This window comes from Geodermatophilus sp. SYSU D00697, from assembly GCF_054050175.1.
The window spans coordinates 215,556-238,872 of sequence record NZ_JBJGYV010000001.1 but is presented as its reverse complement, the minus strand read 5'-3'; the positions used below and the strand labels follow the sequence as shown (position 1 = coordinate 238,872).

At 70.3% G+C, this 23,317-nt stretch carries 36 protein-coding genes; 2 read left to right on the top strand and 34 right to left on the bottom strand.

The genetic code is table 11. The annotated features are described in order from the left end of the window. Positions 1–95: 95 nt before the first annotated feature. The 34 genes from ACI79C_RS01235 to rpsL form a co-directional block, all read right to left on the bottom strand. Positions 96–1,172 carry a DNA-directed RNA polymerase subunit alpha gene (locus ACI79C_RS01235; protein ID WP_456943780.1) on the bottom strand — a complete coding sequence of 359 codons (1,077 nt, stop codon included), beginning with the start codon at positions 1,170–1,172 and terminating at the stop codon, positions 96–98. A gap of 139 nt (positions 1,173–1,311) precedes the next feature. Beyond that, the gene (gene rpsD / locus ACI79C_RS01230) at positions 1,312–1,938 is read right to left on the bottom strand and encodes a 30S ribosomal protein S4 (protein ID WP_456943779.1); all 627 of its coding nucleotides are present in this window, start codon (positions 1,936–1,938) and stop codon (positions 1,312–1,314) included. 35 nt (positions 1,939–1,973) lie between these two features. After that, positions 1,974–2,381, bottom strand: coding sequence for a 30S ribosomal protein S11 (rpsK, locus tag ACI79C_RS01225; RefSeq protein WP_012950456.1), 408 nt, complete (start codon positions 2,379–2,381; stop codon positions 1,974–1,976). Between the two features lie 98 nt (positions 2,382–2,479). Then, the gene (gene rpsM, locus ACI79C_RS01220; protein WP_456943778.1) at positions 2,480–2,860 is read right to left on the bottom strand and encodes a 30S ribosomal protein S13; all 381 of its coding nucleotides are present in this window, start codon (positions 2,858–2,860) and stop codon (positions 2,480–2,482) included. Positions 2,861–2,874: 14 nt separating this feature from the next. After that, entirely contained in the window at positions 2,875–2,988 is a 114-nt protein-coding gene (gene rpmJ, locus ACI79C_RS01215) for a 50S ribosomal protein L36 (RefSeq protein WP_012950458.1), read from the bottom strand. Positions 2,989–3,055: 67 nt separating this feature from the next. After that, complete coding sequence (gene infA, locus ACI79C_RS01210; RefSeq protein ID WP_012950459.1) at positions 3,056–3,277, bottom strand: translation initiation factor IF-1; 222 nt, start codon at positions 3,275–3,277, stop codon at positions 3,056–3,058. A 273-nt stretch (positions 3,278–3,550) separates the two neighbouring features. Beyond that, positions 3,551–4,411 carry a type I methionyl aminopeptidase gene (map, locus tag ACI79C_RS01205; RefSeq protein WP_456943777.1) on the bottom strand — a complete coding sequence of 287 codons (861 nt, stop codon included), beginning with the start codon at positions 4,409–4,411 and terminating at the stop codon, positions 3,551–3,553. 15 nt (positions 4,412–4,426) lie between these two features. Beyond that, entirely contained in the window at positions 4,427–5,053 is a 627-nt protein-coding gene (locus tag ACI79C_RS01200) for an adenylate kinase (RefSeq protein WP_456943776.1), read from the bottom strand. Further along, on the bottom strand, positions 5,053–6,363 hold the full coding sequence (gene secY, locus ACI79C_RS01195) for a preprotein translocase subunit SecY (protein WP_456943775.1): 1,311 nt from the start codon (positions 6,361–6,363) through the stop codon (positions 5,053–5,055). The genes ACI79C_RS01200 and secY overlap by 1 nt, the downstream gene beginning before the upstream one ends. A 180-nt stretch (positions 6,364–6,543) precedes the next feature. Next, positions 6,544–6,987: a 50S ribosomal protein L15 gene (gene rplO / locus ACI79C_RS01190; protein ID WP_456943774.1), complete on the bottom strand. Its 444-nt coding sequence runs from the start codon at positions 6,985–6,987 to the stop codon at positions 6,544–6,546. A gap of 24 nt (positions 6,988–7,011) precedes the next feature. Next, positions 7,012–7,194 (bottom strand): 50S ribosomal protein L30, encoded by a 183-nt coding sequence (rpmD, locus tag ACI79C_RS01185; protein ID WP_456943773.1) that lies wholly within the window; start codon positions 7,192–7,194, stop codon positions 7,012–7,014. A 1-nt stretch (position 7,195) separates the two neighbouring features. Continuing rightward, complete coding sequence (rpsE, locus tag ACI79C_RS01180) at positions 7,196–7,810, bottom strand: 30S ribosomal protein S5 (protein ID WP_026857030.1); 615 nt, start codon at positions 7,808–7,810, stop codon at positions 7,196–7,198. Between the two features lie 40 nt (positions 7,811–7,850). Next, positions 7,851–8,261 (bottom strand): 50S ribosomal protein L18, encoded by a 411-nt coding sequence (gene rplR / locus ACI79C_RS01175; protein WP_456943919.1) that lies wholly within the window; start codon positions 8,259–8,261, stop codon positions 7,851–7,853. Further along, the gene (rplF, locus tag ACI79C_RS01170) at positions 8,261–8,800 is read right to left on the bottom strand and encodes a 50S ribosomal protein L6 (protein ID WP_456943772.1); all 540 of its coding nucleotides are present in this window, start codon (positions 8,798–8,800) and stop codon (positions 8,261–8,263) included. Before rplF ends, rplR begins: the two co-directional genes overlap by 1 nt. A 12-nt stretch (positions 8,801–8,812) precedes the next feature. Further along, complete coding sequence (gene rpsH / locus ACI79C_RS01165) at positions 8,813–9,217, bottom strand: 30S ribosomal protein S8 (RefSeq protein WP_456943771.1); 405 nt, start codon at positions 9,215–9,217, stop codon at positions 8,813–8,815. A 154-nt stretch (positions 9,218–9,371) separates the two neighbouring features. Then, a complete protein-coding gene (locus ACI79C_RS01160) occupies positions 9,372–9,557 on the bottom strand; it encodes a type Z 30S ribosomal protein S14 (protein ID WP_012950469.1) in 186 nt (61 codons plus the stop codon). Positions 9,558–9,579: 22 nt separating this feature from the next. Continuing rightward, positions 9,580–10,164 (bottom strand): 50S ribosomal protein L5, encoded by a 585-nt coding sequence (gene rplE / locus ACI79C_RS01155; RefSeq protein WP_456943770.1) that lies wholly within the window; start codon positions 10,162–10,164, stop codon positions 9,580–9,582. 4 nt (positions 10,165–10,168) lie between these two features. Beyond that, a complete protein-coding gene (gene rplX / locus ACI79C_RS01150; protein WP_456909084.1) occupies positions 10,169–10,504 on the bottom strand; it encodes a 50S ribosomal protein L24 in 336 nt (111 codons plus the stop codon). Positions 10,505–10,506: 2 nt separating this feature from the next. Continuing rightward, complete coding sequence (gene rplN / locus ACI79C_RS01145; RefSeq protein ID WP_012950472.1) at positions 10,507–10,875, bottom strand: 50S ribosomal protein L14; 369 nt, start codon at positions 10,873–10,875, stop codon at positions 10,507–10,509. A gap of 231 nt (positions 10,876–11,106) precedes the next feature. Continuing rightward, a complete protein-coding gene (gene rpsQ / locus ACI79C_RS01140; RefSeq protein WP_456943769.1) occupies positions 11,107–11,421 on the bottom strand; it encodes a 30S ribosomal protein S17 in 315 nt (104 codons plus the stop codon). Next, on the bottom strand, positions 11,418–11,651 hold the full coding sequence (gene rpmC, locus ACI79C_RS01135) for a 50S ribosomal protein L29 (RefSeq protein ID WP_072919070.1): 234 nt from the start codon (positions 11,649–11,651) through the stop codon (positions 11,418–11,420). The genes rpsQ and rpmC overlap by 4 nt, the downstream gene beginning before the upstream one ends. Further along, on the bottom strand, positions 11,651–12,067 hold the full coding sequence (rplP, locus tag ACI79C_RS01130) for a 50S ribosomal protein L16 (RefSeq protein ID WP_091362954.1): 417 nt from the start codon (positions 12,065–12,067) through the stop codon (positions 11,651–11,653). Before rplP ends, rpmC begins: the two co-directional genes overlap by 1 nt. Before the next feature lie 3 nt (positions 12,068–12,070). Next, the gene (gene rpsC / locus ACI79C_RS01125) at positions 12,071–12,982 is read right to left on the bottom strand and encodes a 30S ribosomal protein S3 (protein ID WP_456943768.1); all 912 of its coding nucleotides are present in this window, start codon (positions 12,980–12,982) and stop codon (positions 12,071–12,073) included. Continuing rightward, positions 12,982–13,449 (bottom strand): 50S ribosomal protein L22, encoded by a 468-nt coding sequence (rplV, locus tag ACI79C_RS01120; RefSeq protein ID WP_456943767.1) that lies wholly within the window; start codon positions 13,447–13,449, stop codon positions 12,982–12,984. Before rplV ends, rpsC begins: the two co-directional genes overlap by 1 nt. A 21-nt stretch (positions 13,450–13,470) precedes the next feature. Beyond that, positions 13,471–13,752 carry a 30S ribosomal protein S19 gene (gene rpsS / locus ACI79C_RS01115; protein ID WP_089402109.1) on the bottom strand — a complete coding sequence of 94 codons (282 nt, stop codon included), beginning with the start codon at positions 13,750–13,752 and terminating at the stop codon, positions 13,471–13,473. A gap of 23 nt (positions 13,753–13,775) precedes the next feature. Next, a complete protein-coding gene (rplB, locus tag ACI79C_RS01110; RefSeq protein WP_456943766.1) occupies positions 13,776–14,609 on the bottom strand; it encodes a 50S ribosomal protein L2 in 834 nt (277 codons plus the stop codon). Positions 14,610–14,652: 43 nt separating this feature from the next. Further along, positions 14,653–14,955 (bottom strand): 50S ribosomal protein L23, encoded by a 303-nt coding sequence (gene rplW, locus ACI79C_RS01105; RefSeq protein WP_456943765.1) that lies wholly within the window; start codon positions 14,953–14,955, stop codon positions 14,653–14,655. Then, a complete protein-coding gene (gene rplD / locus ACI79C_RS01100; RefSeq protein ID WP_456943764.1) occupies positions 14,952–15,914 on the bottom strand; it encodes a 50S ribosomal protein L4 in 963 nt (320 codons plus the stop codon). The genes rplW and rplD overlap by 4 nt, the downstream gene beginning before the upstream one ends. Next, complete coding sequence (gene rplC / locus ACI79C_RS01095; protein WP_456943763.1) at positions 15,911–16,576, bottom strand: 50S ribosomal protein L3; 666 nt, start codon at positions 16,574–16,576, stop codon at positions 15,911–15,913. The genes rplD and rplC overlap by 4 nt, the downstream gene beginning before the upstream one ends. A 15-nt stretch (positions 16,577–16,591) precedes the next feature. Next, a complete protein-coding gene (gene rpsJ, locus ACI79C_RS01090) occupies positions 16,592–16,897 on the bottom strand; it encodes a 30S ribosomal protein S10 (RefSeq protein ID WP_014742859.1) in 306 nt (101 codons plus the stop codon). Positions 16,898–17,064: 167 nt separating this feature from the next. Then, on the bottom strand, positions 17,065–18,258 hold the full coding sequence (gene tuf, locus ACI79C_RS01085) for an elongation factor Tu (RefSeq protein ID WP_456943762.1): 1,194 nt from the start codon (positions 18,256–18,258) through the stop codon (positions 17,065–17,067). A 91-nt stretch (positions 18,259–18,349) separates the two neighbouring features. Further along, on the bottom strand, positions 18,350–20,449 hold the full coding sequence (fusA, locus tag ACI79C_RS01080; RefSeq protein WP_456943761.1) for an elongation factor G: 2,100 nt from the start codon (positions 20,447–20,449) through the stop codon (positions 18,350–18,352). 102 nt (positions 20,450–20,551) lie between these two features. Then, the gene (gene rpsG, locus ACI79C_RS01075) at positions 20,552–21,022 is read right to left on the bottom strand and encodes a 30S ribosomal protein S7 (protein WP_456943760.1); all 471 of its coding nucleotides are present in this window, start codon (positions 21,020–21,022) and stop codon (positions 20,552–20,554) included. A gap of 1 nt (position 21,023) precedes the next feature. Next, entirely contained in the window at positions 21,024–21,398 is a 375-nt protein-coding gene (rpsL, locus tag ACI79C_RS01070) for a 30S ribosomal protein S12 (protein ID WP_012950487.1), read from the bottom strand. Positions 21,399–21,971: 573 nt separating this feature from the next. Here rpsL and ACI79C_RS01065 point away from each other — a divergent pair. Then, entirely contained in the window at positions 21,972–22,949 is a 978-nt protein-coding gene (locus ACI79C_RS01065) for a hypothetical protein (RefSeq protein WP_456943759.1), read from the top strand. Positions 22,950–23,049: 100 nt separating this feature from the next. After that, positions 23,050–23,265 (top strand): hypothetical protein, encoded by a 216-nt coding sequence (locus ACI79C_RS01060; protein WP_456943758.1) that lies wholly within the window; start codon positions 23,050–23,052, stop codon positions 23,263–23,265. Positions 23,266–23,317: the final 52 nt, after the last annotated feature.

Sequence of the window (23,317 nt, the reverse complement as noted above, 5' to 3'; positions counted from 1 at the left end):
GGCGGTGCCGGACGGCGGGTCCACCCGCCGTCCGGCACCGGCCCCGCTGCAGGGTCCACCGCGAGCGTGCGAGCGGTGGGGGCAGTGGGGTCCTCTCAGAGCTGCTCGGTCTCCTGGTAGGAGCCCTCGTCGTACTGGGCCTGGTCGTACGCGGCGGCGTACTCCCCGTGCTGCTGGTAGGCGTCGGTCTCGTAGCCCTCGTCGTAGCTCTCCACCGAGGTGGGGATGAACCCGGGGGGGCTGTCCTTGAGCGCGAGGCCCATCGCCGCGAGCTTCATCTTGACCTCGTCGATCGACTTGGCCCCGAAGTTGCGGATGTCGAGCAGGTCGGCCTCGGAGCGGGTGACGAGCTCACCGACGGTGTGCACGCCCTCGCGCTTGAGGCAGTTGTAGGACCGGACGGTGAGGTCCATGTCCTCGATCGGCATCGAGAAGTTGGCGATGTCGGCGGCCTCGGCCGGGCTCGGCCCGACCTCGATGCCCTCCGCGTCGATGTTCAGCTCGCGCAGCAGGCCGAACAGCTCGACCAGCGTGGAGCCGGCGCTGGCGATCGCGTCGCGCGGGGCGATCGACGGCTTGGTCTCGACGTCGACGACCAGCCGGTCGAAGTCGGTCCGCTGCTCGACGCGGGTCGCCTCGACGGCGTAGGTCACCTTGAGGACCGGGGAGTAGATGGAGTCGACGGGGATCCGGCCGATCTCCTGCCCGGGCTGCTTGTTCTGCGGCGCGGGCACGTAGCCGCGGCCCCGCTCGACGACCAGCTCGATCTCCAGCCGGCCCTTGCCGTTGAGCGTGGCGATGTGCAGCTCGGGGTTGTGCACCTCGACCCCGGCCGGCGGCGCGATGTCCGCGGCGGTGACCTCGCCCGGGCCCTGCTTGCGCAGGTACATGGTCACCGGCTCGTCGGAGTCGGAGCTGACGACCAGGCCCTTGAGGTTGAGGATGATCTCGGTGACGTCCTCCTTGACCCCGGGCACGGTGGTGAACTCGTGCAGGGTCCCCTCGATCCGGATGCTGGTGACAGCAGCGCCGGGGATGGAGGACAGGAGGGTGCGACGCAGGGAGTTGCCCAGGGTGTAGCCGAAGCCCGGCTCGAGCGGCTCGATGACGAACCGCGAGCGCTGCTCGGTGAGGGTCTCCTCGGTCAGCGTCGGACGCTGTGCGATGAGCATTGTGGTGTTCTCCTCAGGTTCCTCCGGCGCCCGCCATATGACGCCGTGAGGGGGTGGTGCTGGCTCCGGCCGGCATCTGTCCGCCGACCGGGGCCGGCCTGGTGCAGGGACCGGGGCCCCTGCACCAGGCGGCGAGCTGCTACTTGGAGTAGAGCTCGACGATCAGCTGCTCCTGGACCGGGGTGTCGATCACCTGGCGGGCCGGCACGCTGTGCACGAGCACGCGCAGCTGGCTGCTGATGACCTCCAGCCACGGCGGCACGGGGCGCTCGCCGGCGCGGGCCTGGGCGATCTCGAAGGGCATCATCTGCCGCGACTTCTCGGCGACCTCGATGATGTCGTTCGCGCTCACGCGGTAGGACGGGATGTCCACCTTGCGGCCGTTGACGCGGATGTGCCCGTGGCGCACCAGCTGGCGGGCCATGTCGCGGGACTCGGCGAAGCCGGCCCGGTAGACCACGTTGTCCAGGCGCGACTCGAGGATCTGCAGCAGGACCTCACCGGTCTTGCCCGACTTCTTGTTCGCCTCTTCGTAGTAGCCGCGGAACTGCTTCTCCAGCACGCCGTAGATGCGGCGGGCCTTCTGCTTCTCGCGCAGCTGCAGCAGGTACTCGCTGTCCTTGCTGCGACCCCGGCCGTGCTCGCCCGGCGGGTAGGGCCGGATCTCGATCGGGCACTTCGGGGACTCGCACTTGCTGCCCTTGAGGAACAGCTTCATCTTCTCGCGCCGGCACATGCGGCAGTCGGCTCCGGTGTAACGGGCCACGTCAGGTACTCCTCGTTCGTCTCGTCAGTGGCCGGTCAGACCCGGCGGCGCTTCTTGGGGCGGCAGCCGTTGTGCGGCTGCGGCGTCACGTCCTGGATCTGGCCCACCTCGAGGCCGGTGGCCTGCAGGGACCGGATGGCGGTCTCGCGGCCGGACCCGGGGCCCTTGACGAAGACGTCGACCTTGCGCATGCCGTGCTCCTGCGCCTTGCGCGCGGCGTTCTCCGCGGCCATCTGGGCGGCGAACGGCGTCGACTTGCGCGAGCCCTTGAAGCCGACGTGGCCGGCCGAGGCCCAGCTGATCACGTTCCCGGTGGGGTCGGTGATCGACACGATGGTGTTGTTGAAGGTGCTCTTGATGTGCGCGGCGCCGTGGGCGACGTTCTTCTTCTCCTTGCGGCGGACCTTCTTGGCACCAGCCGCGGCGCGAGCCCTGGGAGGCATGTCTCTCCGGTTTCCTTCTGATCAGTGGCCAGATGCAGCACGCGTGCGCGCCGTCGCTCCCGCCCTCACGGGTCGCCTGCGACGGCGCGCTGCACGGCTTACTTCTTGCCGGCCTTCTTCTTGCCGGCGATGGTCTTGCGCGGACCCTTGCTCGAGCGAGCGTTGGTGCGGGTGCGCTGACCGTGGACGGGCAGTCCGCGACGGTGACGCAGGCCCTGGTAGCAGCCGATCTCCACCTTGCGGCGGATGTCGGCGGCCACCTCGCGGCGCAGGTCACCCTCGACGCGGAAGTGCTCGTCGATGTAGTCACGCAGCTTCAGCAGGTCCTCGTCGGAGAGGTCCCGGGCGCGCAGGTCGGGGCTGACGCCCGTCGCGGCCAGGGTCTCCTTCGCGGCGGTCTTGCCGATGCCGTAGATGTAGGTGAGCGCGATCTCCATCCGCTTGTCGCGGGGCAGGTCGACGCCGGCCAGTCGTGCCATGTCCAGGTACTCCCTCAGCCCTGCCGCTGCTTGTGGCGGGCGTTGTCGCAGATGACCATGACCCGGCCGTGCCGGCGGATCACCTTGCACTTGTCGCAGATCTTCTTCACCGACGGCTGGACCTTCACCGGTGCCGCCCCTCATTCCTGTCGATCGTGTGGCCGGGCGCTCGCGGGTCCGCGGCGCTCCGGCGGCTTACTTGTAGCGGTAGACGATGCGACCGCGGGTCAGGTCGTAGGGCGAGAGCTCCACGACCACGCGGTCCTCGGGCAGGATGCGGATGTAGTGCTGGCGCATCTTGCCGCTGATGTGGGCGAGCACCCGGTGCCCGTTCTGCAGCTCGACCCGGAACATCGCGTTGGGCAGCGGCTCGACGACGCGACCCTCGACCTCGATGGCCCCGTCCTTCTTCGCCATACCCGACACGGCCTCCCGGCTCGACGGCGCCCACGGGGAGACCCGCTGGGACGCGCTGGTTGATTGCGGAACAGGTGGTGCAGACACTCCCGCGAGGGCGTCCCGCGTCGTACGGCCACAGCACGACGACAGGACGGCGCGAGCGCCAACGGCCACTGTACCCCGCCCCGGCGCGCCTCTCCAACCCGGGCCGCTGTGATCCGGCAGGGTGGTGGAGAGACCCACCTGCCCCCACCGCTCGCACACTCGCGGCGGGACCCTGCAGGTCGGCCGCTAGGTGCGGGGCGTGATCCCGAACGGGGCCAGCCCCGCGACGCCGCCGTCCTCCGCCGTGAGGACCCAGGGGCCCTCCGGGGTGATGGCGACGGTGTGCTCGAAGTGGGCCGCGCGCGACCCGTCCTTGGTCACCACGGTCCAGCCGTCCTCGAGCTCGACGGTGGCCGGGTCCCCCACGGTGACCATCGGCTCGATGGCCAGCGCCAGCCCCGGGACCAGCCGGGGGCCACGGCCGGCCCGGCCGTAGTTCAGGACGTGGGGGTCCTGGTGCATCTCGGTCCCGATGCCGTGCCCGCCGTAGTGGTCGACGATCCCGTAGGGGTGCTCCTCCGCGGTGATCGCCTCCTCGACGGCGTGGCTGATGTCGGTCAGCCGGCCACCGGCGATCGCCCGGGCCAGCCCGGCCCACATCGAGCGCTCGGTGACGGCCAGCAGCGCCGCGTCCTCGGCGGAGGGCTCCCCCACCGTCACGGTCACGGCCGAGTCGCTGTGCCAGCCGTTGAGGATGGCGCCGCAGTCGATGGAGATGTTGTCGCCCTCGGCGAGCACCCGGTCGGGGTTCGGGATGCCGTGGACCACCTCGTCGTTGACCGACGCGCAGATCGTCCCGGTGAAGCCGTGGTAGCCGAGGAAGTTCGGCACCGCGCCCTGCGACCGGATGTGGTCCTCGGCGATCGCGTCGAGCTCCTTGGTGCTGACCCCCGGGCAGACGGCGGCCCGCACCGCCTCCAGGGCGCCTGCCGTGACGAGACCGGAGGCCCGCATGAGCTCGATCTCGTGCGGCGTCTTGATCTGGATCATCCGTCCACTCCACTTCGCCAGCAGCGGGAGGCGTCCCAGGATCCCGGCGGCAGTCATGTGCGCCGCCGCTCCTCAGTCCGCGCTCGGCTGCCCGGTCGGTCCCTCGGGCCGCCCGGCCGACGTCACCCCGAGCGCCGTCATCGCCCGCTCGGTGACCTCCTCGACCGCGCCGATCGCGTCGATGCGGACGAGCAGCCCCTCAGCCTCGTAGAACCCCGACAGGGGTGCGGTCTGTTCCCGGTAGACCTGCAGCCGGTGCCGCACCGTCTCGGGCTTGTCGTCGTCGCGCTGCACCCACTGGCCGTCCACGAGCATGCGCCGGCCGGAGAGCCGTCGCACGAGCTCCTCCTCGTCGACGACGAGCTCCAGGACGCGGTCGAGGCCGTGCCCGAGCTCGCGCAGCGACTCGGCCAGCTGCTCGGCCTGGGCGATGGTCCGGGGGAACCCGTCGAGGAGGAACCCGCCCTTGGCGTCGGTCTCGGCCAACCGGTCCTTGACCATCGCGACGGTGATCTCGTCGGGCACGAGGTCGCCGGCGTCCATGTAGACCTTGGCCGCGAGGCCCAGCTCGGTCTGGCCGCTGACGTTGGCCCGGAAGATGTCGCCCGTGGAGATGGCCGGGACACCGAGCTGTCCGGCGATGATCTGCGCCTGGGTGCCCTTGCCCGCCCCGGGCGGGCCGAGCAGCACGACGCGCACTACTTCAGGAACCCTTCGTAGTTGCGCTGGTTGAGTTGCGTCTCGATCTGCTTCACCGTCTCCAACCCCACTCCCACCATGATCAGCACCGCGGTCCCGCCGAACGGGAAGTTCTGGTTCTGCCCCTGCTGCGTGATCGACAGGAACAGGTTGGGCAACACTGCCACCAGCCCCAGGTAGATCGACCCGGGGAGGGTGATCCGGGACAGCACGTACTGCAGGTACTCGGCGGTGGGCCGACCCGGCCGGATGCCGGGGATGAAGCCGCCGTAGCGCTTCATGTCCTCGGCCCGCTCCTCCGGGTTGAAGGTGATCGACACGTAGAAGTACGTGAAGAACACGATCAGGCCGAAGTAGATCGCGATGTGCGCCGGGCTGCTCTGGTCGATGACGTAGTTCTCGAAGAACCGCCGCACCGGGCCGGTCTCGTCGCCCTGCAGCTGCGTGATGAGCTGCGGCAGGTAGAGCAGCGACGACGCGAAGATCACGGGGATGACGCCGGCCTGGTTGACCTTGAGGGGCAGGTAGGTCGACGTGCCGCCGTACATGCGGCGGCCGACCATGCGCTTGGCGTACTGGACCGGGATCCGCCGCTGGGCCTGCTCGACCCACACCACCGTGCCGATGATGACGACGGCGATGACGCAGACGACGGCGAAGACGAAGCCGCCGCGGGTCTGCAGGATGGAGCCACCCTCGGCGGGGATGCGCGCCGCGATCGAGGTGAAGATCAGCACGGACATGCCGTTGCCGATCCCCTTCTCCGTCAGCAGCTCCCCGAGCCACATGATCACGGCGGTGCCGGCGGTGAGGGCGATGACCAGGACCACGGTCGTCCAGATGGACGTGTCCGGGATGATGTCCTGGGCGCACCCGGGGAACAGCTGACCGCTGCGGGCCAGCGCGATGATCCCGGTGCTCTGCAGGATCGCCAGGGCGATCGTCAGGTAACGGGTGTACTGGGTCAGCTTCTGCTGGCCCGACTGCCCTTCCTTCTTCAGCTGCTCGAAGCGCGGGATGACCACGACCAGCAGCTGCACGATGATGCTCGCCGTGATGTAGGGCATGATCCCGAGCGCGAACACCGACAGCCGGAGCAGCGCGCCGCCGGAGAAGAGGTTGACCAGCGAGTAGAGGTCCCGCTGGTCGGAGGCCTGCGCCTGCTCGAGACAGCTGTTGATCGCCTCCACCGAGACGCCGGGGCCCGGGATCGCGGCACCCAGCCGGTACACGGCGATGATCGCCAGGGAGAACAGCAGCTTGCGCCGGAGGTCTGGCGTCCGGAACGCCGCGGCGAACGCCTGCAGCACGTGCCCTCCCCTGATCGGTCGGATGAGGTTAGCAACGGTGGGGTGCGGACCGGCCGAGCACCCGCTCTCGAGGGTGAGGCGCGCCGTCCGCCGCCCGGGACGGGCCCGGCGCGGCAGGGCCCGGCCGGGTAGCAGACGACCCCCGGGGCGCCTGGTGCGCTCCCCGGGGGTCGTCGGCGGTCAGATGCGGGTGGTGCTGCCCCCGGCCGCGGCGATCTTCTCGGCGGCGGACGACGAGAACGCGTGCGCGTGGACGTGCACCTCGACACCGCCCAGGTCGCCGGTGCCGAGCACCTTCACCGGCTGGCCACGGCGCACGGCGCCGGCCTCGGCGAGAGAGTCGGGGTTCACCGAGCCGCCCTGGGGGAACAGGGTCGCGATCCGGTCGAGGTTGACGACCTGGAAGACGACCTTGTTCCGGTTCTTGAAGCCCGAGAGCTTGGGCAGCCGCATGTGCAGCGGCGTCTGCCCGCCCTCGAACCGCGCGGAGGTGTTGCCCCGCGCGCCGGTGCCCTTGGTGCCGCGACCGGCCGTCTTGCCCTTGGAGCCCTCACCGCGACCCACGCGGGTCTTGGGGGTGTGGGCGCCGGGGGCCGGACGCAGGTGGTGGACCTTGAGAGTCATGAGATGTCCCTACTCAGCCGGGGTTCAGCTGATCTCTTCGACGGTGACCAGGTGCGGCACCGTCGCGACCATCCCGCGGATCTCGGGACGGTCCTCCTGGACGACCGAGTCGTTGATCCCCTTGAGGCCCAGCGAGCGCAGCGTCTGTCGCTGGTTGGGCTTGGTGCCGATCGCGGACTTGACCTGGGTGACCTTCAGCTGCGCCATGTCAGACCCCCTGGCCTGCACGGGCCCGCAGCATGGCCGCGGGCGCGACGTCCTCGAGGGGCAGGCCGCGGCGAGCCGCGATCTCCTCGGGGCGGACGAGGTCCTTCAGCGCCTGCATGGTGGCGTGCACGATGTTGATCGGGTTCGACGAGCCGAGGCTCTTCGACAGCACGTCGTGGATGCCGGCGCACTCGAGGACGGCGCGCACCGGGCCACCGGCGATGACACCGGTACCGGGGCTGGCCGGCTTGAGCAGCACGACACCGGCCGCCGCCTCACCCTGCACCGGGTGGGGGATGGTGCTGGCGATCCGGGGCACCTTGTAGAAGTGCTTCTTGGCCTCCTCGACGCCCTTGGCGATCGCCGCGGGCACCTCCTTGGCCTTGCCGTAGCCGACGCCCACGGTGCCGTCGCCGTCGCCCACGATCACCAGCGCGGTGAAGCTGAAGCGCCGACCGCCCTTGACGACCTTGGAGACGCGGTTGATCGCCACCACGCGCTCGATGTAGTTGCTCTTCTCGGCAGGCGCGCCGCCGGGCCCCCGCCCGCCGTCACGACGGTCGCGGCGGTCGTTGCCGCCGCCGGCGCCGCCGCCGCGTCGCTGTGGTCCTGGCATCAGACGTCCCTCTCGATCTTCTCGTTCGCGGTGTGGCTCATCAGAAGTCCAGCCCGCCCTCGCGGGCGCCGTCGGCCAGCGCGGCGATGCGGCCCTGGTAGCGGTTGCCGCCCCGGTCGAACACGACCGCGGTGATCCCCGCGGCCTTGGCCCGCTCGGCGACGAGGGCACCCACCTGGCGCGCCAGGGTGGACTTGTCCCCCTCGGCGCTGCGCAGGCTCGGGTCCAGCGTGGAGGCACTGACCAGGGTACGGCCGACGGTGTCGTCGACGACCTGGACGTGGATGTGCCGCGAGCTGCGGTTGACCACCAGGCGCGGACGCTCCGACGTGCCCGAGACCCGCTTGCGCAGCCGGTTGTGCCGGCGCAGGCGGGAGACCCGCCGCGCGGTGCTGATGTCGGTGCCGACGGGCTTGTGCACCCGAGCGGCAGCCTTCTCGGTCTGTGCCATCACTTACCCGTCTTCCCGACCTTGCGCTTGATGACCTCGCCCTGGTAGCGCACGCCCTTGCCCTTGTACGGGTCCGGACGGCGCAGCTTGCGGATGTTGGCCGCGACCTGCCCCACCTGCTGCTTGTCGATCCCGTCCACCCGCAGGCGGGTCGGGGACTCGACGGTGAAGGTGATGCCCTCAGGGGCACGCACCGGCACCGGGTGGCTGTAGCCCAGCGCGAACTCGAGGTCCGAGCCACGCGCCTGGACGCGGTAACCGACACCGACGATCTCGAGGGTCTTGCTGTACCCCGTGGTGACGCCGGTGATCATGTTGGCGATCAGGGTGCGCGACAGCCCGTGCAGGGCGCGGCTCTCCCGCTCGTCGTTGGGGCGCTGCACGCTCAGCGTGCCGTCCTCGCCGCGGGCGACGGTGATGGGCGCCGCGACGGTGTGGCGCAGCGAGCCCTTGGGGCCCGTGACACTGACGGTCTGACCGTCGATGGCGACGTCCACGCCGCTGGGCACGGGAACCGGGAGTCGTCCGATCCGTGACATCTGCTCGTCCCCTTACCAGACGTAGGCGAGGACTTCCCCGCCCACGCCCTTCTTGTTCGCCTGCCGGTCGGTCAGCAGCCCGGTCGAGGTGGAGATGATCGCCACCCCGAGGCCGCCGAGCACCTTGGGCAGTGCGGTCGACTTGGCGTACACCCGCAGACCGGGCTTGGAGACGCGCCGGACACCGGCGATGCTCCGCTCACGGTTGGGGCCGTACTTCAGGTCGATCACCAGCTGCTTGCGCGCGGTGCCGTCCTGCTCGACCTCGTCGACGCGCCAACCGGCGATGTACCCCTCCTGCTGGAGGATCTCCGCGATGTGCGTCTTCAGCTTGGAGGACGGCATCGTCGTGGAGTCGTGGTACGCCTGGTTGGCGTTCCGGATCCGCGTGAGCATGTCCGCGATCGGGTCGGTCATCGTCATGGGTGTGGTGCCTCTCTCGCCGCGGTTCCTCACGCGCTGTGCGCGGGCCTCTCGGCGATCAGTGGTGCTCGCTGTGTGACGTGCTGGAGCGGCCCGGCTGCAGGGCCCCACGGCGCGCGGAGCGTGTCGTGGGAGGCAGCCGGGTCCTTCACCAGCTGGACTTGCTGACGCCCGGGAGCTCGCCGGCGTGGGCCATCTCCCGCAGGCAGATCCGGCACAGGCCGAACTTGCGGAAGACCGAGTGCGGACGGCCGCACCGCTGGCATCGGGTGTAGCCGCGGACCGCGAACTTGGGCTTGCGGGCCGCCTTGTTGATCAGCGCCTTCTTGGCCATCTGTCTGTCTCCTCGCCCCGGCTCAGCGGGTGGTGGTCACGACGGGCTGGCCGGCGAACGGGAAGCCCAGCAGGCGGAGGAGCTCGCGACCCTCCTCGTCATTCGTGGCGGTGGTGACCAGCGTGATGTCCATGCCGCGGGGACGGTCGATCTTGTCGACGTCGATCTCGCGGAACATCGACTGCTCGGTCAGCCCGAACGTGTAGTTGCCGTGACCGTCGAACTGCTTGGCGGACAGGCCGCGGAAGTCACGGATGCGGGGCAGGGCCAGCGACAGCAGCCGGTCCAGGAACTCCCACATGCGGTCGCCACGCAGGGTCACCTTGGCGCCGATCGGCATGCCCTCGCGCAGCTTGAACTGCGCGATGGACTTCCGGGCCCGGACGACGGCCGGCTTCTGACCGGTGATGGCGGTGAGGTCGCGGACCGCGCCGTCCATCAGCTTCGCGTCGCGGGTGGCCTCGCCGACGCCCATGTTGACGACGATCTTCGTCAGCCGCGGGATCTGCATGACGTTGTCGTAGTTGAACTCCGACTGCAGCGCCGGCGCGATCTCCGCGCGGTAACGCTCGAGCAGGCGGGGCAGCTCACGGGTGGGTGCACTCATGGGGTCAGAGGTCCTTACCGGTGCGCCGCGAGACCCGGATGCTGCGGCCTTCCTCGTCCTTGCGGTAGCCGACCCGGGTCGGCTTGTCCTCGGAGTCGATCACCATCACGTTGCTCACGTGGATGGGAGCCTCCTGCGTGACGATCCCGCCCGACTGGGCACCACGCTGGTTGGAGCTGATCCGGGTGTGCTTCTTCACCCGGCCCACGCCCTCCACGAGGACCTTCTGCTGCTTGGGGTAGGCGGCGATCACGCGGCCCTTGGCGCCCTTGTCCTTGCCGGACAGCACGACGACCGTGTCGCCCTTCTTGACCTTCATCGAGGGGGTCTTCTCGGCCATGGTCACAGCACCTCCGGGGCGAGCGAGATGATCCGCATGAAGCGCTTGTCGCGGAGCTCCCGGCCGACGGGGCCGAAGATGCGCGTACCGCGCGGGTCGCCGCTGTCGCGGATGATGACCGCGGCGTTCTCGTCGAAGCGGATGTAGGAGCCGTCCGGACGACGACGCTCCTTCACCGTGCGGACCACGACGGCCTTGACCACGTCACCGCGCTTGACGCCGGCGCCGGGCAGCGCGTCCTTGACGGTGGCGACGATCACGTCGCCGATGCCCGCGTAGCGTCGCCCGGACCCGCCGAGAACACGGATGCAGAGGATCTCCTTCGCACCGGTGTTGTCGGCGACCCGCAGTCGCGACTCCTGCTGGATCACGTCCTACTCCCTGATCTTTCGATGTGACAGCCGGGCCGGAACGGTGAACCGGCTGTCCGGTACCCACGTGCGGACGCACCGGCAGCGTTCGCCGCCGGTGCGTCCGAGGCACGGGTACCGGGATGCGGCGCGCACCCTGAGGGCGCGCCAGTCGTCCAGCGTACCTGCTCCTGGACCTCCCCCGGAGGGGCGCTGGTCACTCGGCCCACGTGCGGGCCGAGTGACCGGGGATCACTTGGCCTTCTCGAGGACCTCGACCAGCCGCCACCGCTTGGTGGCCGACAGCGGCCGGGTCTCCATGATCTGCACGCGGTCACCGATGCCGGCGACCTGCTGCTCGTCGTGGGCCTTCAGCTTGCTCGTGCGACGGATGACCTTGCCGTAGAGGCCGTGCTTCACGCGGTCCTCGACCTCGACGACGATCGTCTTGTCCATCTTGTCGCTGACCACGAGGCCCTCACGGACCTTGCGGTAGCCACGACCGGCCAGGCCGGGGCCCGACGCGGCAGCAGTGTTCGGCGTAGCCGCCGACTGGGGCTCGCTCATGCCACACCCTCGTTCGGGGCGACCGAGAGACCGAGCTCGCGCTCGCGCATGATCGTGTAGATCCGGGCGATGTCGCGGCGAACGGTCTGCAGCCGCCGGTTGTTGTCCAGCTGGCCGGTGGCCACCTGGAACCGCAGGTTGAACAGTTCTTCCTTCGACTCGCGCAGCCGCGTGGCGAGCTCCTCGGCGGAGAGCTCACGCAGCTCGGGAGCGGTCAGACCGGCGGCCATCACACCTCTCCTTCACGAGTGATGAAGCGGCACTTCATGGGGAGCTTGTGGATCGCGCGGCGCATGGCCTCGCGGGCCACCGGCTCGGCGACGCCGGAGAGCTCGAACATGATGCGGCCCGGCTTGACGTTGGCGACCCACCACTCGGGCGAGCCCTTACCCGAACCCATGCGGGTCTCGGCCGGCTTCTTGGTGAGCGGACGGTCCGGGTAGATCGAGATCCAGACCTTCCCGCCACGGCGGATGTGCCGGGTCATGGCGATACGGGCCGACTCGATCTGCCGGTTGGTCACGTACGCCGGCTCGAGGGCCTGGATGGCGTACTCACCGAAGTTGATCGCGGTGCCGCCCTTGGCCCGGCCCGATCGGCTCGGGTGGTGCTGCTTGCGGTGCTTGACGCGCCGTGGGATCAGCACGTGTCAGCCCTCCGTCGTGTTCTGTGCGGCCGTGTTCTCGGCCGCGGCGGTGGCCTCGGCGCCCGCGCTCTCGGCGACGGTCTGCTCGGGAGCGACCTCGCCCGAGGTCGCGGCCACGGCGCTCTCGGTGGTGTCGACCGGACCGGTCGAGGACTCGACCGCGGCGCGGCCGGCCTCGGTGCCGCCGGCGGTGGTGCCGGACGAGCCGGACCGGCGCGGACGCTGGGCGCGCTCACGGCGCTGCTGCCGCGCGGCGAGGGCCTCGAGGGCCTCCCGCTCGGCACGCGAGCCGCTGACGTCACCCTTGTAGATCCAGACCTTCACGCCGATGCGGCCGAAGGTGGTCCGGGCCTCGTAGATGCCGTAGTCGATGTTCGCGCGCAGCGTGTGCAGCGGCACCCGACCCTCGCGGTAGAACTCCGACCGGCTCATCTCGGTGCCGCCCAGGCGCCCGGAGCACTGCACCCGGATGCCCTTGACCTGCGGGCTGCGCTGGGCCGACTGCATGGCCTTGCGCATGGCGCGACGGAAGCTCACGCGGCTGGAGAGCTGCTCGGCGACGCCCTGGGCGACCAGCTGCGCGTCGGACTCGGGGTTCTTGACCTCGAGGATGTTCAGCTGCACCTGCTTGCCGGTGAGCTTCTCCAGCTCGCCACGGATGCGGTCGGCCTCCGCCCCACGCCGGCCGATGACGATGCCCGGCCGGGCGGTGTGGATGTCGACGCGGACGCGGTCGCGGGTGCGCTCGATCTCGACCTTGGAGATCCCGGCCCGCTCCATCCCCTTGCTCATGAGCTTGCGGATGGCCACGTCTTCCTTGACGTAGTCCTTGTAGAGCTTGTCGGCGTACCACCGGGACTTGTAGTCGGTGGTGATGCCCAGTCGGAACCCGTGCGGGTTGACCTTCTGACCCACTAGCGGGTCCCTCCTCTCGTGTTGCTGCTCTGCTGCTGGGTCGCCGGGCCGGACTGGCCGGTGCGGCGGCGGGCGGTGCGCGACTTGCCGGCCAGCTCGGCGCTGGACGACACCTCGGCCACCTCGACGGTGATGTGGCACGTCCGCTTGTTGATGCGGTACGCGCGACCCTGGGCCCGCGGACGGATCCGCTTGAGCGTCGGGCCCTCGTCGACGTACGCCGCGCTGACGACGAGCGCGGCCGGGTCCAGCCGCAGGTTGTGCTCGGCGTTGGCGACGGCGCTGGCGACGACCTTGAGCACCGGCTCACTGGCGGCCTGCGGCGCGAAGCGCAGCAGGGCCAGGGCCTCGTCGGTCGGCAGGTAGCGGATGAGGTCCACCACCCGGCGTGCCTTCATGGGGGTGACGCGGACGAACCGGGCCGTAGCCCGGGCGACCGGCGCCTCCTGTCCCACCTGGGAAGTCATGTGGATTCTCTCTCTACCTGGTCAGCCGCGCCGGGACCGGCGGTCGTCCTTGACGTGCCCACGGAACGTGCGGGTGGGCGCGAACTCGCCGAGCTTGTGCCCGACCATGGCCTCGGTCACGAACACCGGGACGTGCTTGCGGCCGTCGTGCACGGCGATCGTGTGCCCGAGCATGTCGGGGATGATCGTCGAGCGGCGCGACCAGGTCCGGATGACGGTCTTGGTGCCCTTCTCGTTCTGCGCGTCCACCTTCTTGAGCAGGTGGTCGTCGACGAACGGGCCCTTCTTCAGGCTGCGTGGCATGTCTGTCGGACTCCTCTACCCGCTCAGCGCTTCTTGTTGGTGCGCCGGCGGCGCACGATCAGGGCGTCACTGGCCTTGCGCTTGCGCGTCCGGCCCTCCGGCTTGCCCTTCGGGTTCACCGGGTGGCGACCACCGGAGGTCTTGCCCTCACCACCACCGTGCGGGTGGTCCACCGGGTTCATGGCGACACCGCGGACGGTCGGGCGCTTGCCCTTCCACCGCATGCGGCCGGCCTTGCCCCAGTTGATGTTCGACTGCTCGGCGTTGCCCACCTCGCCGACGGTCGCGCGGCAGCGGACGTCGACGTTGCGGATCTCGCCCGACGGCATGCGCAGCTGCGCGAGTCGACCCTCACGGGCCACCAGCTGGACGCTGGTGCCGGCCGAGCGGGCGATCTTCGCGCCGCCACCGGGACGGAGCTCGATGGCGTGAACCACGGTGCCGACCGGGATGTTCCGCAGCGGCAGGTTGTTGCCCGGCTTGATGTCGGCCGCGGGACCGCACTCCACCGTGTCGCCCTGCTTGAGCCGGGCCGGCGCGAGGATGTAGCGCTTCTCGCCGTCGGCGAAGTGCAGCAGCGCGATGCGCGAGGTGCGGTTCGGGTCGTACTCGATGTGCGCGACCTTCGCCGGCACGCCGTCCTTGTCGGCCCGGCGGAAGTCGATCACCCGGTAGGCGCGCTTGTGCCCGCCGCCCTGGTGCCGCGCGGTGACCTTCCCGTGCACGTTGCGCCCGCCGCGACCGTGCAGCGGCCGGACCAGCGACTTCTCGGGATGGTCGCGGGTGACCTCGGCGAAGTCGGCGACGCTGGAGCCACGGCGGCCCGGCGTCGTCGGCTTGTACTTGCGGATAGCCATTGCTGACTCAGTCCTCTATCTCTGGTCCGAACGGTCGCGGCGCTCAGGCGCCGGGACCACCGAAGATCTCGATGCGGTCGCCGGGCGCCAGCGAGACGATGGCCCGCTTGGTGTCCTTGCGCTTGCCGAGCTTGTTGCCCCGGCTGCGCTTGCGCTTGCCCTGGCGGTTGATGGTGTTCACGCCGAGGACCTTCACGTTGAAGATCTGCTCGACCGCGATCTTGATCTGCGTCTTGTTGGCCTCGGGCAGGACGACGAACGTGTACTGGTTGTCGTCGAGGAGGCCGTAGCTCTTCTCCGAGATGACCGGGGACAGCAGGACGTCCCGGGGGTCGCGGACGCTCACTTGGTCTCCTCGCTGGCGTCGGTGGTGCCGTCCTCGGTGGGCGCCGTGGCGTCGGCACCGGCGTTGGCGGCCTCGGCCTGCGCGACCGGAGCCGCGGCTGCCTCGGCGGCGGTGGCCGGAGCGGCCTCCTGCGGCGTGGTGGCGGTGGGCGCGGCAGTCCTCGCGGCGGACGTCGTCTCCGGGGCCGGCTCGGCCGGGCTCTCGCCCAGGTCGAGGTCGGTCGTCCCCTCACCCTGGATCGACGGGATGGCGCCCGGGATGTCCGGCGTCGTGAGGTCGGGCTTCTCCACACCGCGGCTCTTGCCGCCGGCCGGGCCGGCGACGAACTCGGCGAGCGCGGCCTCGGTGAAGACGACCTCGTCGGCGACCAGGACGTCGTAGGTGTTGAGCTGACCGGCCTCGATCAGGTGCACCTGCGGCACGTTGCGCAGGCTCACCCAGTTGAGGACGTCGTCGTGGTCGAGGACCACCAGGACGCGCTTGGCGGAGGTGATCGCCTCGAGCGTGGCCAGCGCGGCCTTGGTCTTCGGCGCGTCGCCGTCGACGAAGGTGCTCACCACGTGCACGCGGTCCTCGCGGGCCCGGTCGGAGAGGGCACCGCGCAGGGCGGCGGCCTTCATCTTCTTCGGGGTCTTCTGCGTGTAGTCCCGCGGCTGCGGGCCGTGGACGGTGCCACCGCCGGCGAACTGCGGCGCACGCGTCGAGCCCTGGCGGGCGCGGCCGGTGCCCTTCTGGCGGTACGGCTTGGCGCCGCCACCGCTGACCTGGCCACGGGTCTTCGTCGCGTGCGTGCCCTGGCGGGCGGCGGCCAGCTGGGCCACCACGACCTGGTGCATCAGCGCGACGTTGGCCGACGCGTCGAAGAGCTCACCGGGCAGCGTCACGCTGCCGGAGGTCTCCCCTGCCGGGGTCCGGACGTCGACCTGGCGGTCGGTCCGGGTCTGGGTCGACTGGGTCACTGGTTGTCACTCCCCACGGGGCCGCCCTTGACGGCCGAGCGGACGAGCACGAGGCCGCCCTTCGGGCCCGGGATCGCGCCCTTGATCAACAGCAGCCCACGCTCGGCGTCCACCGCGTGCACGTTGAGCGAGAGGGTGGTCGTCTTCACCGCGCCCATGCGGCCGGCCATGCGCAGGCCCTTGAAGACGCGGCCGGGGGTCGAGGCCCCGCCGATGGAACCGGGCGACCGGTGCTTGCGCTGCGTGCCGTGCGCGGCGCCCAGGCCGCGGAAGCCGTGCCGCTTCATGACACCGGCCGTGCCCTTGCCCTTGCTGGTGCCGATGACGTCGACCTTCGCGACGCCGTCGAAGACCTCGGCGGTCAGCTCCTGGCCGACCGTGTAGTTCGAGGCGTCCTCGGTGCGCAGCTCGACCAGGTGACGACGCGGCGTGACGCCCGCCTTGGCGAAGTGCCCGCCCTCGGGCTTGTTCACCTTGCGCGGGTCGATCTCGCCGAACCCGAGCTGGACGGCGGAGTAGCCGTCGACCTCGGGGGTGCGCACCTGGGTCACCACACACGGGCCCGCCTTGACGACGGTCACCGGCACGATGCGGTTGTTCTCGTCGAAGACCTGGGTCATGCCCAGCTTCTCGCCGAGGAGACCACGGAATGTGCTCGCCATGTCTGCTGACTGCCCTTACTGGATGTTCACGTCGACCGAGGCCGGCAGGTCGATGCGCATGAGCGCGTCGACCGTCTTCGGCGTCGGGTCGAGGATGTCGATGAGCCGCTTGTGCGTGCGCATCTCGAAGTGCTCCCGCGAGTCCTTGTACTTGTGCGGCGAGCGGATGACGCAGTACACGTTCTTCTCCGTCGGCAGCGGCACCGGGCCGACGACGCGCGCACCGGTCTTGGTCACCGTGTCGACGATGCGCCGCGCCGAGGCGTCGATCGCCTCGTGGTCGTAGGCCTTCAGCCGGATGCGGATCTTCTGTCCCGCCATCGCTGTCTTCTGCTCCTGCCGATCGGTGTCTGTTCTAGCTGGGGAACGCCGGGTGGTCGCAGACCTCATCCGGTCTGGCCCCAGCGGGATGGGTGGCGCTGCACACAGGCGACGGCCACCCGGGGACGGGCGGCGGCGCGGGATCGCACCGCCGCCCGTCGGGAGGACTACTTGATGATCTTGGTGACGCGACCAGCGCCGACGGTGCGGCCACCCTCACGGATGGCGAACCGCAGGCCCTCCTCCATGGCGATCGGCTGGATCAGCTCGACCGTCATCTCGGTGTTGTCGCCCGGCATGACCATCTCGGTGCCGGCCGGCAGGGTCACGACGCCCGTGACGTCCGTGGTCCGGAAGTAGAACTGCGGACGGTAGTTGTTGAAGAACGGCGTGTGACGGCCACCCTCGTCCTTCGAGAGGATGTAGACCGAGCCCTCGAAGTTGGTGTGCGGGGTGATCGAGCCGGGCTTCACGACGACCTGGCCGCGCTCCACGTCCTCGCGCTTGATGCCGCGAAGCAGCAGACCGACGTTGTCGCCGGCCTGGCCCTGGTCGAGCAGCTTGCGGAACATCTCGACGCCGGTGACGGTGGTCTTGGTCGACGAGGAACGGATGCCGACGATCTCGACCTCCTCGTTCACCTTGACGATGCCGCGCTCCACGCGACCGGTGACGACGGTGCCGCGACCGGTGATGGTGAAGACGTCCTCGACGGGCATGAGGAACGGCTTGTCGATCTCACGCTGCGGCTCGGGGATCGCGGTGTCGACGGCGTTCATCAGCTCCATGAGCTTGTCGCCCCACTCCGCGTCGCCCTCGAGCGCCTTGAGCGCGGACACGCGCACCACGGGGACGTCGTCGCCCGGGAACTCGTACTCGCTGAGCAGCTCGCGGACCTCCAGCTCGACGAGCTCGAGGATCTCCTCGTCGTCGACCATGTCGGCCTTGTTGAGCGCCACGACGATGTAGGGGACGCCGACCTGGCGGGCCAGGAGGACGTGCTCCTTGGTCTGCGGCATGGGGCCGTCGGTCGCCGCGACCACCAGGATGGCGCCGTCCATCTGCGCCGCACCGGTGATCATGTTCTTGATGTAGTCGGCGTGACCGGGGCAGTCGACGTGCGCGTAGTGACGGTTCTCCGTCTGGTACTCGACGTGCGCGATCGAGATCGTGATGCCGCGGGCCTTCTCCTCGGGCGCCTTGTCGATCTGGTCGAAGGCGGAGGCCTCGTTGAGGTCCGGGTACTTGTCGTGCAGCACCTTGGTGATCGCCGCGGTCAGCGTCGTCTTGCCGTGGTCGATGTGCCCGATGGTGCCGATGTTGACGTGCGGCTTGGTCCGCTCGAACTTGGCCTTGGCCACTGGGTTCCTCTCCTCGTGGTCTCGCGTCGTGCGCGAACTCTGGGGTGGGCTTGCTGGGGGCCCGGGCGGGGGCTTACCCCCGCCCGGCAGGTCACTCGCCGGTCGCCTTGGCGATGATTTCCTTGGCGACGTTCTGCGGGACCTCGGCGTACGAGTCGAACACCATGGTGTAGCTCGCCCGCCCCTGGGTGCGGCTGCGCAGGTCGCCCACGTAGCCGAACATCTCCGAGAGCGGGACCAGGGCCCGGACGACGCGGGCGCCGGAGCGCTCCTCCATCGCCTGGATCGTCCCGCGCCGGGAGTTCAGGTCGCCGATGACGTCGCCCATGTAGTCCTCGGGCGTGACGACCTCGACGGCCATGAGCGGCTCGAGCAGGGCCGGGCTGGCCTTGCGTGCGGCCTCCTTGAAGACCATCGAGCCGGCGATCTTGAAGGCCATCTCCGAGGAGTCGACCTCGTGGTACTGACCGTCGACCAGCGTGGCCTTGACACCCACCAGCGGGTAGCCGGCGAGGACGCCGTACTGCATCGCGTCCTGGATGCCCTGGTCCACCGAGGGGATGTACTCCTTGGGGATGCGGCCGCCGGTCACGGCGTTCTCGAACTCGTAGGTCGGCCCGTCGCCGGAGACCTCGAGCGGCTCCAGGGTGACCTGGACCTTCGCGAACTGGCCGGACCCACCGGTCTGCTTCTTGTGCGTGTAGTCGTACTTCTCGACGGCCTTGCGGATCGTCTCGCGGTACGCCACCTGCGGCTTGCCGACGTTGGCCTCGACCTTGAACTCGCGCCGCATGCGGTCGACGAGGATCTCCAGGTGCAGCTCGCCCATGCCGGAGATGACCGTCTGACCGGTCTCCTCGTCGAGGCGGACCTGGAAGGTCGGGTCCTCCTCGGCCAGCTTCTGGATGGCGGTGCCGAGCTTCTCCTGGTCGCTCTTGGTCTTCGGCTCGATGGCGACCGAGATGACCGGGGCCGGGAAGGTCATCGACTCCAGGATCACCGGCTTCTGCGGGTCGCTGAGCGTGTCACCCGTGGTGGTCTGCTTCAGGCCCACGACCGCGACGATCTGGCCGGCGCCCACGCCCTCGCGCTCCTCGCGCTTGTTGGCGTGCATCTGGTAGATCTTGCCGATCCGCTCCTTGCGGTCCTTGGTGCTGTTGAGCACCGGGGACCCGGAGTTGACCTTGCCCGAGTAGACCCGGATGTAGGTCAGCTTGCCGAGGTGCTGGTCGGTCTGGATCTTGAAGGCCAGCGCCGAGAAGGGCTCGTCCTCGTCGGCGTGCCGGATGACCTCGGTCTCGCCGTCCAGCGCGGTGCCGACGATCGCCTCGACGTCCAGCGGGCTGGGCAGGTAGTCGACGACGGCGTCGAGCAGGGGCTGCACGCCCTTGTTCTTGAACGCCGTGCCGGTGAGCACCGGGTTGACCTGAGCCGCGATGGTGGCCTTGCGGATGGCCGCCTTCAGCCGCTCGACGGAGATCTCCTCACCGCCGAGGTAGGCCTCCATGAGGTCGTCGTCGGTCTCGGCGATCGCCTCGAGGAGCTTCTCGCGGTACTCGGCGGCCTGGTCGGCGAGCTCGGCCGGGATCTCCTCGACCGCGTAGTCCTCACCCATCTTGGTCTCGCCGCGCCAGGTGAGGGCACGCATCTGCACCAGGTCGACGACGCCGATGAAGTCGGCCTCGGCACCGATCGGCAGCTGCAGCACCAGCGGGTTGGCACCCAGGCGCTCGACCATCATGTCGACGCAGCGGAAGAAGTCCGCGCCGGTCCGGTCCAGCTTGTTGACGAAGCACATGCGCGGGACGCCGTACTTCTCGGCCTGCCGCCAGACCTGCTCGGTCTGCGGCTCCACGCCGGCGACACCGTCGTAGACCGCGACGGCACCGTCGAGCACCCGCAGCGACCGCTCCACCTCGACGGTGAAGTCGACGTGCCCGGGGGTGTCGATGATGTTGATGTCGTGGTCGTTCCAGGAGCACTTCGTCGCGGCGGACGTGATGGTGATGCCGCGCTCCTGCTCCTGCTCCATCCAGTCCATCGTGGCCGCGCCGTCGTGGACCTCACCGATCTTGTAGTTGATACCGGTGTAGAAGAGGATGCGCTCGGTCGTCGTGGTCTTGCCGGCGTCGATGTGCGCCATGATCCCGATGTTGCGGGTCCTGGCGAGGGTGGCCTTGGTGTCGGCCATGACTCTCTCCTCTGTGGTTCGCAGTGCGCGTGCGGGGTGGTCCAGGGGTGGCCCGGTCCACCCGCCGGCCGCGGGGGCTGGCGGAGCCAGCCGGGGGAGCACTTACCAGCGGTAGTGCGCGAAGGCCTTGTTCGACTCGGCCATCTTGTGGGTGTCCTCGCGGCGCTTGACCGCGGCACCGAGGCCGTTGCTCGCGTCGAGCAGCTCGTTCATCAGGCGCTCGGTCATCGTCTTCTCGCGGCGCGCCCGGCTGTACTGGATCAGCCAGCGCAGGCCCAGCGTGGTGCTCCGCGAGGCGCGGACCTCGACCGGGACCTGGTAGGTCGCTCCACCGACGCGGCGGCTGCGGACCTCGAGGGCGGGCTTGACGTTGTCCAGCGCGCGCTTGAGGGTCACCACCGGGTCGGTGTCGGTCTTGTCCCGGCAACCCTCGAGGGCGCCGTAGACGATCGACTCGGCGACCGAGCGCTTGCCGTCGACGAGCACCTTGTTGATCAGCTGGGTCACCAGAGGCGACTGGTACACCGGGTCGGCGACCAGCGGCCGGCGCGGCGCGGGGCCCTTGCGCGGCATGTCAGCTCTTCTCCTTCTTCGCGCCGTACCGGCTGCGAGCCTGCTTGCGGTTGCGGACACCCTGGGTGTCGAGCGAGCCGCGGATGATCTTGTAGCGCACGCCGGGCAGGTCCTTCACACGGCCGCCACGCACGAGCACCATCGAGTGCTCCTGCAGGTTGTGCCCGACGCCCGGGATGTAGGCGGTCACCTCGATGCCACTGGTGAGGCGAACACGAGCGACCTTGCGCAGGGCCGAGTTCGGCTTCTTCGGCGTCGTCGTGTACACGCGGGTGCACACACCACGACGCTGAGGGGAGCCCTTCAGCGCCGGGGTCTTGGTCTTCTCGACCTTGTCCTCGCGGCCCTTGCGGACCAGCTGGTTGATCGTGGGCATGGGTGGCCTGGATCTCCTACCTGCGCTGCGACGTGCTGTGGACGGTGCTCTGGTCTGTCGTACTCGGGGTGCCGGTCCTGCTGGGGTCCTACCCGGCCCGCGGCGTGGACCACCACCGGTCCCCGCGGTCGGGCGTGTCGCCTTCCCCGGAACCGGCCGGCGATTCATACCGGTTCGGTCGCCCCCCGCGACTCGGCGCCACCACCTGTCGGCAGGCGCACCGCGAACGGGAGCAGGCCCAGGGCACCCTGGGCACGGCTGACCACGATACCCGCGTGCCGGAACCCGGTCAAAGCCGGGTCCGCCACACCTCGGCGGGCGGGGTCAGGCCCCGTCCACCGGGCTCGTACGTCCTGGTGAACGCCCTCCGCACCCGGGGTGTTCCCGGGGTGGGCCGACCCGACGTCGGGGCCCGGCAGTGGCGGCGACTGTACCGCCTCGCCGGTCGGCCGACCGGCCCTCCGGCACGCGACACCCCGGGGGCGTCCGGCGGCCGGGGGCAGTCGCGCGAGTGTCGTACCCCGGCCCTACGGTCGGTGTCAGGACGCCCACCGACCGCCACCGGAGGATGCCGTGCACGTCGACCTGGCCCGCGAGCTGAAGACCCACCTGGCCGCGCGCCTGGCCGAGACCGGGGGGCTGGTCACCGCCAGTGACGTGGGCGGCCCCCGCGGCTGGGCCCGTCCCGCCCTCGGCCTGGCGCCCATCGGCCCCGACCAGGCCCACCTGGCCATCCGGCTGGCGGTGAAGGACGACGCCGACGTCCTCCTCGCCGGCCTGGACGACGCGGTGCTCGACGAGATCGACGTCCGGGTGATCGGGCCGGTGCGGGCCCTCTCCTCCCCCACCCCCGACCAGCTGCAGCGTCGGGCCCGCCCCCTGCACCCCGGCCTCTCCGTGGCGCACGTCGCGGTGACGGCGGGGACCCTGGGCGGGTTCGTCCGGGTCGACGGGCGGCTGGCGATGCTGTCGAACAACCACGTGCTGGCCGCGAGCGATGCCGCCACCCTGGGGGACCCGGTGCTGCAGCCGGGCCCGGCGGACGGCGGCGTGCCCGACGCCGACCGCGTCGCCACGCTGGCGGCCTTCGTGCGGTTCCGGGGCGACGGCGGGACCAACCTGGTCGACGCCGCCGTCGCCGTCCTCGACCCCGAGGTGCCGGCAGAGCCCGGCCGACTCCCGGGCGGCCCGCTCGCCGACGAGGCACCCGACGTGGACGACGTGGACCCCGACGAGCGGGTGGAGAAGGTGGGCCGCACCACCGGCCACACGCTCGGCCGGATCACCGCCGTGGAGGTCGACGGGGTCACGGTGCAGTACGACGACGCGGTGCACACCTTCGACGACCAGGTGGAGGTCGAGGGGCTCAGCGGGGGCTTCAGCGCGGGCGGCGACAGCGGCTCGGTGATCTGGCGGAGCGCCGACCGGGCGCCGCTGGGGCTGCTCTTCGCCGGCAGCGAGACCGGCGGTCGCAACGGCGGCGGGGTCACCTACGCCAACCCGATGGCCACGGTGCTGGAGCTGCTCGACCTGGAGTGGGTGCCCGCGTAGCCGCCGGCCCCTGCAGGGTCCCGCCGCGAGCCTGCGAGTGGTGCGGAGCAGGGGGTCCTCCTACTGTCGCGCCGGGCTGATCAGGGGCACCATGGGTGCCATGACCGACCGGGCCTCCGCCTCAGCCGCCAAGCGGACCCTCAGCGCGCGGCTGGCCGCCGATCCCGGCGTCGTGGGCGTGGGCGTGGCCCGCGGTGAGAGCGGCTACGTGGTCAAGGTGAACCTGGCCGACACGCACGCGGCCAGCCGCGTCCCCGGCGACATCGACGGCGTGCGCGTCGTCACCGAGGTCGTGGGGGCCGTCCGCGCCCTCTGAGCCGCGCGAGGCCGGTCTGCGCTGCCGATACGGTCGGCTCCGGTGCCGACGA

Bases quoted from the DNA above. Each gene is read 5' to 3' on its own strand.
- ACI79C_RS01235 (WP_456943780.1), bottom strand. From the start codon at position 1,172: ATGCTCATCGCACAGCGTCCGACGCTGACCGAGGAGACCCTCACCGAG.
- rpsK (WP_012950456.1), bottom strand. From the start codon at position 2,381: ATGCCTCCCAGGGCTCGCGCCGCGGCTGGTGCCAAGAAGGTCCGCCGC.
- rpsM (WP_456943778.1), bottom strand. From the start codon at position 2,860: ATGGCACGACTGGCCGGCGTCGACCTGCCCCGCGACAAGCGGATGGAG.
- infA (WP_012950459.1), bottom strand. From the start codon at position 3,277: ATGGCGAAGAAGGACGGGGCCATCGAGGTCGAGGGTCGCGTCGTCGAG.
- map (WP_456943777.1), bottom strand. From the start codon at position 4,411: ATGACTGCCGCCGGGATCCTGGGACGCCTCCCGCTGCTGGCGAAGTGG.
- rplO (WP_456943774.1), bottom strand. From the start codon at position 6,987: ATGACTCTCAAGGTCCACCACCTGCGTCCGGCCCCCGGCGCCCACACC.
- rpmD (WP_456943773.1), bottom strand. From the start codon at position 7,194: ATGGCGCAGCTGAAGGTCACCCAGGTCAAGTCCGCGATCGGCACCAAG.
- rpsE (WP_026857030.1), bottom strand. From the start codon at position 7,810: ATGCCAGGACCACAGCGACGCGGCGGCGGCGCCGGCGGCGGCAACGAC.
- rplR (WP_456943919.1), bottom strand. From the start codon at position 8,261: ATGGCACAGACCGAGAAGGCTGCCGCTCGGGTGCACAAGCCCGTCGGC.
- rplF (WP_456943772.1), bottom strand. From the start codon at position 8,800: ATGTCACGGATCGGACGACTCCCGGTTCCCGTGCCCAGCGGCGTGGAC.
- rpsH (WP_456943771.1), bottom strand. From the start codon at position 9,217: ATGACCGACCCGATCGCGGACATGCTCACGCGGATCCGGAACGCCAAC.
- ACI79C_RS01160 (WP_012950469.1), bottom strand. From the start codon at position 9,557: ATGGCCAAGAAGGCGCTGATCAACAAGGCGGCCCGCAAGCCCAAGTTC.
- rplE (WP_456943770.1), bottom strand. From the start codon at position 10,164: ATGAGTGCACCCACCCGTGAGCTGCCCCGCCTGCTCGAGCGTTACCGC.
- rplX (WP_456909084.1), bottom strand. From the start codon at position 10,504: ATGGCCGAGAAGACCCCCTCGATGAAGGTCAAGAAGGGCGACACGGTC.
- rpsQ (WP_456943769.1), bottom strand. From the start codon at position 11,421: ATGAGCGAGCCCCAGTCGGCGGCTACGCCGAACACTGCTGCCGCGTCG.
- rpmC (WP_072919070.1), bottom strand. From the start codon at position 11,651: ATGGCCGCCGGTCTGACCGCTCCCGAGCTGCGTGAGCTCTCCGCCGAG.
- rplV (WP_456943767.1), bottom strand. From the start codon at position 13,449: ATGACTTCCCAGGTGGGACAGGAGGCGCCGGTCGCCCGGGCTACGGCC.
- rpsS (WP_089402109.1), bottom strand. From the start codon at position 13,752: ATGCCACGCAGCCTGAAGAAGGGCCCGTTCGTCGACGACCACCTGCTC.
- rplB (WP_456943766.1), bottom strand. From the start codon at position 14,609: ATGGCTATCCGCAAGTACAAGCCGACGACGCCGGGCCGCCGTGGCTCC.
- rplC (WP_456943763.1), bottom strand. From the start codon at position 16,576: ATGGCGAGCACATTCCGTGGTCTCCTCGGCGAGAAGCTGGGCATGACC.
- rpsJ (WP_014742859.1), bottom strand. From the start codon at position 16,897: ATGGCGGGACAGAAGATCCGCATCCGGCTGAAGGCCTACGACCACGAG.
- fusA (WP_456943761.1), bottom strand. From the start codon at position 20,449: ATGGCCGACACCAAGGCCACCCTCGCCAGGACCCGCAACATCGGGATC.
- rpsG (WP_456943760.1), bottom strand. From the start codon at position 21,022: ATGCCGCGCAAGGGCCCCGCGCCGCGCCGGCCGCTGGTCGCCGACCCG.
- rpsL (WP_012950487.1), bottom strand. From the start codon at position 21,398: ATGCCCACGATCAACCAGCTGGTCCGCAAGGGCCGCGAGGACAAGGTC.
- ACI79C_RS01060 (WP_456943758.1), top strand. From the start codon at position 23,050: ATGACCGACCGGGCCTCCGCCTCAGCCGCCAAGCGGACCCTCAGCGCG.